The sequence below is a fragment of the Phenylobacterium sp. genome, assembly GCF_036495085.1.
In the GTDB taxonomy this organism is placed as follows: Bacteria; Pseudomonadota; Alphaproteobacteria; order Caulobacterales; family Caulobacteraceae; genus Phenylobacterium.
Map to the genome: position 1 here is coordinate 62,587 of NZ_DASXNL010000051.1, position 7,637 is coordinate 70,223.

The window sequence follows — 7,637 nt, forward strand, 5'->3', positions numbered from 1 at the left end:
GCCCCGGCGCCTCCATCCGCCGGGAGGCGTCGACGCGCCGGCGACGATGAAATGAGCCGGACGCGGATCGGCGGGCGGGGCCTTGCTGGCGGCCGCTCGCCATGGCTAGGATGCAATGTGACCGGGCATGGAGGGGCATCCACATGTCCGAAGTCTTCGTCTCGTATTCGTCCCAGGACAGGGCCCGGGTCAAACCTCTCGTTGAGGCCATTGAGCGCCGCGGCTGGGCGGTGTGGTGGGACCGGAAAATCGATGCAGGCGCCACCTTCGACCGTGAGATCGAGACCGCCATTGACGAGGCCAGGTGCATCGTCGTGGTCTGGTCCAGCCATTCGGTGGGTTCGGACTGGGTGCGTAGCGAGGCCAATGAAGGGCTGACGCGCGGGATCCTGGTGCCGGTGGCCATTGATCCGGTCCGGCCGCCGCTGGCCTTCCGCCTCACCCAAACCATCGACATGACCGGGGCGGGCGACTCCGTCGAGGCGCTGGTGGGGGCCATCCGCCGCTTTTGCCCGCCGGCGAGCCGCGCCGGGCGCGAGCTGTCACCGTTTGTCGGCCGCGGCGAGGAGTTCGCCGAGCTCTGCGATCGCACAGGCCAGGCGGCCGGCGGGGCCGGTGGCCTGGTGCTGCTGTCCGGCGAGGCCGGCGTCGGGAAGTCGCGGCTGGTCAAGGAGATCGAGGCCCATGCGCGGCAGAAGGGCCTGCTGGCGCTTACAGGTCGCTGCGTACAGGCTGAGGGCGCGCCGCCGTACCAGCCACTGCTTGAGCAGATCGAGCAGGCCGCGCGGCTGGTCAACCAGGACAACCTGCGCGCCGCGCTGGGCGAGAATGCGCCCGAGCTCGCCCGGCTGATGCCGGAGCTGAAGCACCAGTTCCCCGACATCCCCGAGCCCGTGGCCCTGCCGCCTGACCAGGAGCGCCGCTACCTCCTGCACGGCTGCGGCGAATTTATCGACCGCGCGGCGCGCGCCCAGCCGATGCTGCTGGTCTTCGAGGACCTGCACTGGGCCGGTGAGTCGACCTGCCGCCTACTGCGTCACCTGGCAGAGCGATTGCACAATTCGCCGGTCCTGATGATCGGCACCTACCGCGCGACCGATCTCGAATCGACCCAACCCTTCTCCCAGACCTTGCACGACCTGGTGCGGGAGCGGCTGGCAAGCGAGATCGTCCTCGAGCGGCTCACCAAGGACGATGTGGCCGCCCTCCTCGAGGGGCGCGCGGGGCAGACGCCGCCGAAGGAACTGGTCTCGCTGATCGTCGCCGAGACGGAGGGAAATCCGTTCTTCATCGAGGAACTCTACCGCCACCTTGACGAGACCAAGAAGCTGTTCGGCGAGGACGGCGCCTTCCGCCCCGGCGTCACGATCGCCGACACCGAGGTGCCGCGTGGGGTGCGGCTGATCATCGAACACCGCCTGGCCAAGGTCGGCGATGCATGCCGTCGGCTGCTGACCGCTGCGGCGGTGGCTGGGCGGCAGGTCAGCTACGACCTTTTGGTCCGCATCGCCGACATGGCCGAGGACCCGCTGCTCGAGGCCTTGGACCAGGCCGAGGCCGCTTCGCTGGTGGAGGACGTGTCGGTCGGGCGCGAGGCGCGTTACCAGTTCGTCCACGAGCAGATCCGCCAGACCCTGCTGGGTGGCCTGTCGCTGCCGCGCCGCCAGCGGCTGCACCTGCGGGTGGCCGAGGCGCTGCAGGCCGGCGGGCCCACGGCGGCCAGCCGCGATGTGGGCGACATCGCCTACCATCTCTATCAGGCCGGTGCGGCTGCTGACCCGGAGGTGGCCACCCGCTTCCTGCTGTCGGCGGCGCAACGGGCGGTCGACGCCGTGGCCTTCGAGGACGCGCTGAAATTGCTCGACATGGCCGACGAAGTGGCCCTCGAGGGCGACCGCAGCTCGCGGGCGCGGATCCAGGCCCTGCGCGGCCTGTCCTTGCGCGGCGCGGCGCGGATCGACGACGCGCTGCACGCGCTGAGCGAGGGCCTGGCCCTGGGCGAGGACGTCGAAGGCTACGTGGCGCTCCTGCGCCAGCGCGGGGCGCTGTTCGTCGACCTCTATCGCGGCGCCGAGGCGCTGCCCGATCTCGAAAAGCTGCTCGGCCTTGCCCGCGCCGCCCACGACAAGGCGTTGGAGCTGACCGCGCAGAGGCTGCTCGCCGACGCGCACTACCGTCTGTCGCTCGATCTCCCGGAGCACGTGGCCCTGGCGCGGGACGCCTGCGAACGCACGATTGCCCTGGCCCGGGACGCCGGCGATCAGAAGGCGCTGGCCAGCGCTCTGATGCTGACGGCCCATTTCGTCGACTACTGGGTCGACTATCGCCAAACCGCCTACGCGAACATGGCCGAGGCGCGGAACATCGCAGACGCGCTCGGCGACGAAGTCCTGTCGCTCGACGTGGCGACGCTGAGCCTTCGCGTCGCCACCTTCAGTCCGACCGAATACGAGACACGGGCGGAGGAGATCCTGAAGCGGCTGGAGGCGCTGCGCGACCCGATCCGGCTCAATCAGCATCTGTTCTGGATGATCGTTCCGGCCCGCAACGCCGGCCATCTGGGGCGCAGCATAGAACTCTGCGATCTGGCGATCGCCACGGCCGCGCGCCTCGACATCCCGCCGGTGCAGTATCCCACCTTCAAGGCCTTCGCCCTGATCGATCTCGGCCGCTACCGCGATGCCTCCGCCTCGATCGACCAGGAAGTCACAGCGGGCGCGCATCGCTTCGGCCGGGCGCTGCAACGCCTGGGACGGTTCCTCCTCAAAGGCCAGCTGGGCGCCGTCGATGCAGTGCTGGCGGAGGCCGAGCCCCTGATGGCTGAGTGCCGTGCGATCAACCGTGTCTGGATGATCGAGATGATGGCCAACGGCATGGTAAGCTTCTGCGCCGGGTCCGAGCGTCATGCTGAAGCCGTCGCCCTGATCGAGAAGATCGCCCCGGATGCGAGGATCGGCGGGCCAGCCAGGGCCCGACTGAGCCTGGGGACCGGCGACGCCCTCGGCGCGCTCGAACTGGCGAGCCGCGCCCGCGCCGAACTGGCCGAGCAGGGCCGGGTGCTGATGGCCGCGGAGCTTGGCGAGCTGATCGCCCGTTGCCTCGTCCAGTTGGGGCGCTGGGACGAGGCCGTGGGCGAGGCGGGCCGCGTGATCGCCTTTTGCGAGACGAGCGGCTGCCGACACCTGCACTGGCGCGCCTTGGCGGGCCGGTCCATCGCACATGACGGGCTGGGCGCGCTCGCCCCGGCCGCGGCGGATCGTGACGCCGCCGGCGCGATGCTCAGGACCCTGGCCGAGGCGGCGCCGAGCGATGAGCTCCGCGCGGCGTTCCTGGCGCAGCCGGCCGCCAGACTGTTGCAGGCGACGGGCTAGTCCCGTGGGAGCAGGGTGGGGGGGATCCGAGATGGGAATCCACGGCGATTGCGATCGGCGCTTCACGCCTTTGCGGGACGCGTTTATCGCCAATTTCGAAGCGGGCGAGGAACTGGGCGCCTCGCTGGCGGCGACGCTGCATGGCGAGCCGGTGGTCGACCTCTGGGCCGGGTGGGCCCACGTGGCGCGCACCAGGCCCTGGGCGCGCGACGGCTATGCGCCGAACAACTTCGCTATCGACCGGCTGGCTGACCCGCGCGTCAGCCCCGTCTGTGCCGCCATGCGCGCCATCGCCGAGACCCTCTGACCATGACCCTCGAGATTCACGGCGTCTGCGATCCGCGCTTCGGCCGGCTGAAGGACAGCTTCGCGAGTAACTTCGACGCCGGCCTTGAGGTCGGCGCCTCCCTGGCGGTCATGCGGCATGGCGAGCCACTGGTGGACCTGTGGGCCGGCTATGCGGACTTCGACCGCACGCGACCGTGGGGGCAGGACACCATCGTCGTCCTGATGTCGTCGACCAAGATCGCGCTGATCCTGGCCTTCCTGATCCTGATCGACCGTGGACTGGTCGATCTGGACGCGACGGTCGCGACCTACTGGCCGGAGTTCGCCGCTGGCGGCAAGGATCGGGTCACAGTGCGCGAGGCCATGACCCATCGGGCCGGCGTGCCGGAGTTCAACCCGCCGATCTCTTTGGAACAGTTGCTCGACTGGGAGGTGGCGACGGCCAAGATCGCCGCCCAGGCGCACTGGTTCGGCGGCGAGAGCCGGATCGCCTATCACCCGGTGACTTACGGCTACCTGCTCGGCGAGATCATGCGTCGGGTCGATGGCCGACGGCCCGCCCAGTTCTTCCGCGAGGAGATCGCCGGACCGGCGGGCATCGACCTGCAGATTGGCCTGCGCAGCAAGGACCAGATCGCCCGGCTGGCGCCGGCGGGGGTCCTGGCGCCGACGCCGCCCGCCCCGTACGACGATCCTGTCGGCAATCGCGTCATGCAGACCATGCAAAGCCGCAATCAGGGCCCCGTAAGCGACTGGGCGCGCCTCAGCGCCGAGAATCCGGGCGGAAACGGCTACAGCAATGGTCGCGGCATCGCCCGCCTGGGCGCGATCGGCGCCGCGAACGGGGTGCTCGACGGCGTCCGCTATCTATCCGAGGCGACCCTGGACGAGGCCTTCCGCCTGCAGGCCAGTGGCCGCGACTGGTTATTCGGACAGATCAATCTCGGACTGGGCCTGGGTCTTGAGGGCGCGGATTTCCGCGGGCCGACACCGAGCTGCGTGCACTGGGGCGGCGCCGGCGGCTCGTTCGGGGTGATCGATCGGCGCACCGGCGTCAGCGCCGGCTATGCGATGAACAACCTGATCTTCACGGCCGGGCGCGGCGGCCCGGAGCCGCGCTTCGACGGGCTCTGGGGGGCGCTGGGCGAAGGGATACGCGCCCTGGAGGACTAACCGTGCCGTCGCGATGCGCTTGCAGATGCTGGAAGACTGCCACGACGTCTCGAAGTCCGCCGGAATCTGAAGAGTTCCCCGGTACGCAAGGACCGCGCGGGGTTCCAGGCAGGCCTCCACGCCGAACCTGCCGTACTTGCGGCCGATGCCGGACAGCTTTCTGCTTTGCAGCCAACTTCAGCTCATGGCGGATTTTGTTCTCTAATGGGTCAATGGGCGGCTGCTCGGTCCTGAGCTGATCGACGCTGTCGGGTGCCTGCGTTCTCTACGTGCTCTGAGGCACTTCATGGGGTTAGCTGGGCGCGGGGCGGCCTGGTTGAAATCGCAGTCGGTCGACGAGGATCGGCCGCATGCTTCAGAATCGGCGCCGTCACCCACTCCCTCACTTGGCGTCGCTCCGCTCGGGAGCTCGTTGCTGCCTCCTGTCCTTTCGTCCAATCGATCAGCGGCGTCGGTAGAAAGATCCGCCTGGAGCTCCAATCGGCTCCGCACCCGACCTTCAGCTTGAACCCATGCGGATCGCAGCGTTCGACTGATGTTGCAGGCGAGGTTCTGTGTCTTCCATCCGAGACTACCGTTTGTGCGCGAACCACTTCTCGCGGATTTCCCGCTTCAGGACCTTTCCGGTCGCCGTGCGAGGCAGATCTTCTTCCGTCAGTTCGAAGAAGGTGGGGATTTTGAACTTTGCCAGCTTTGGACCCAGGCTCTCCTTGAGCTCGTCGACCGTCCCGGGCCGGTTGTCCTCGGCGCGCACCTGGACGAGGGCGCCGACTTCCTCACCATACATCTTGTCCGGCACGCCGACGACCGCCGCGTCCTTCACCAGCGGATGTTCGAGCAACGCAGCTTCCACCTCGGCGCAGTAGACGTTCTCGCCGCCGCGGATGATCACGTCCTTCTTGCGGTCGACGACGTAGTAGAAGCCCTCCGCGTCGCGATAGCCGAGGTCGCCGCTGCGGAACCAGCCGCCGCCGAACGCCGCCTCGGTGGCTTCCGGATTGTTCCAGTAGCCGGGGATCACGTTAGGCCCGCGGATCCAGACCTCCCCGACCGATCCCTGCGGCGCCTCGTTACCGTCGTCGTCCACGATGCGGATGTCGGCGGTGGGCGCCGGGCGGCCGACGCTTTCTGGATTGGCGAGGTAGTCGGCCCCGCTGTTGGCGATGATCGCGCTGGTCGTCTCGGTCAGCCCGTAGCCATTGCCCGGCGCGGCCTTCTGCTCGAACTGCTCGCCAATGGTGCGCACGAGGTCGGGCGGCACGGGCGCGCCGCCCGACGCGATGCCGATCAGGGAGGAGATGTCGGCCTTCGTCTCCATCGCCGTCTCCAGGAGCTGGCGCACGACGATCGGGGCGCCGGCGACGCTGGAGAGCCTGTAGGTCTCCACAAGGCGCACGCCCTCGGCGGGGACCCACTTGTACATGAGCGCCAGCTTCGAGCCGAAGACCGTCGAGACGTAGAGCCCGGACAGGCCGCCGATGTGGAAGAACGGGAACGTCTGCAGCGCGCCGGGCTGGGGGGCGTCGGGATCGGGGGGCTGATCGGCGAGGCCCGCCAGATGGCGCGCGACCTGACCGCCCAGCATGGTGTTGTAGATGTTGGTCACGTGGTTGCGCTGGTTGGCGACGGCGCCTTTCGGATTGCCGGTCGTGCCCGAGGTGTAGAGGATCGTCGCGAGATCCTGGGGGCCGATGGCGACGGCCGGCAGCTCGGTGGCGGCGCCGTCGGCCGCCTTTTCGAAATCGACGCCGGCGAAATCCATCCCGTCGGCGCGCGCGACGAGGATCGTCCTGATGTCGAGGTTCTGGAGCAATGGCGCGATGCGTTCGAACCGCTCTCCGTCGATCAGCAGCGCCGCAGGCGCGGAATCTTTCAGCGCATATTCCAACTCCGGTCCCGTCCACCACGCATTGAGCGACACGGAGATCGCGCCGATGACCTGGCACGCCCAGAAACTGATGATCCATTCGGGATAGTTGCGCATCCCGATGGCGACGCGATCGCCCTTCCGGACACCCTGCGCGATCAGATAGTGCGCCAGCGAGGCGACCTTGCGGTAGTGCTCCTCGAACGTCAGCGTCTCGTCCTCATACATGAGGAAGAGGCGATCCCCGTAAGCTCTCGTCGTTTCGAACAATGCCCGGAGCGACGGCGGCGCATGGGCATACACGCGAATTGGATAGCCTAGCGCGCGGTCTTCCGTCAGCTCGAACATGCCCCCACCGGGCCCGGTCAAGGCGGCGACCACCTCTTCGCGCGTCCGCATTTCTCGTTCCCTCCCGCTTCAACACATCGGCAGTGTAACCAGGGTTGGCAAAGCTGCATGGTCATCTCACGCCAGAGTGAGCACGCCCATGCCGAACCCCGCTCCGGTAGAGGAGGTCCTCGAACCGCACCTCCCGATCCGCGATCCTCACCATCACCTGTGGGACTCCCCGGGCAGCCGCAACCTGCTGGAGGATTCCCTCGGAGATAAAGTTGGCGGTGGCCACAGGGCCGAAAGCACCGTCTTCATCGAATACGGCTCGTTCTATCGCGCCGGCGCCGCGCCCGGATGGGAGTTCATCGGCGAAGTCAAGTTCGTCAATGGCGTCGCGGCGACTGTCTCGCTCGAGTTGGTTGATCACGTCCTTGTCGCCGGGCGGCGGGGAGAAGATGTCCAAACACGCGGTGACGGCGGCCGATATGGCGGGCTTGCTGGAGCGGTTCTCCCAGCTCCAGGAGAAGGCCTGTGCGCGGACTGGCGCGCGGTTTCCGATCATCGTCATTCAGGAGGCTGGCCTGGACGGCTTTTGGATCCACCGG

The 7,637-nt window shown here is 68.2% G+C and carries 4 protein-coding genes and 1 pseudogene; 4 read left to right on the forward strand and 1 reads right to left on the reverse strand.

Going from position 1 to position 7,637, the window contains the following annotated elements; genetic code table 11:
- Positions 1-143 precede the first annotated feature (143 nt).
- From VGI62_RS06990 to VGI62_RS07000, 3 genes are read left to right on the forward strand one after another with little or no spacing between them, the layout of a single operon-like run.
- On the forward strand, positions 144-3,371 hold the full coding sequence (locus tag VGI62_RS06990; protein WP_331503684.1) for an AAA family ATPase: 3,228 nt from the start codon (positions 144-146) through the stop codon (positions 3,369-3,371).
- Between the two features lie 31 nt (positions 3,372-3,402).
- Positions 3,403-3,678, forward strand: a complete 276-nt coding sequence (locus tag VGI62_RS06995) for a hypothetical protein (protein WP_331503685.1) — start codon at positions 3,403-3,405, stop codon at positions 3,676-3,678.
- A 2-nt stretch (positions 3,679-3,680) separates the two neighbouring features.
- A complete protein-coding gene (locus tag VGI62_RS07000; protein ID WP_331503686.1) occupies positions 3,681-4,832 on the forward strand; it encodes a serine hydrolase domain-containing protein in 1,152 nt (383 codons plus the stop codon).
- A 571-nt stretch (positions 4,833-5,403) separates the two neighbouring features.
- On the opposite strand, the gene VGI62_RS07005 is transcribed toward VGI62_RS07000, so the two are convergent.
- The gene (locus tag VGI62_RS07005) at positions 5,404-7,098 is read right to left on the reverse strand and encodes a class I adenylate-forming enzyme family protein (RefSeq protein WP_331503687.1); all 1,695 of its coding nucleotides are present in this window, start codon (positions 7,096-7,098) and stop codon (positions 5,404-5,406) included.
- A gap of 320 nt (positions 7,099-7,418) precedes the next feature.
- Between VGI62_RS07005 and VGI62_RS07010 the strand changes: the two are divergent.
- Positions 7,419-7,637: pseudogene (locus tag VGI62_RS07010) on the forward strand (IS110 family transposase); the annotation flags it as partial.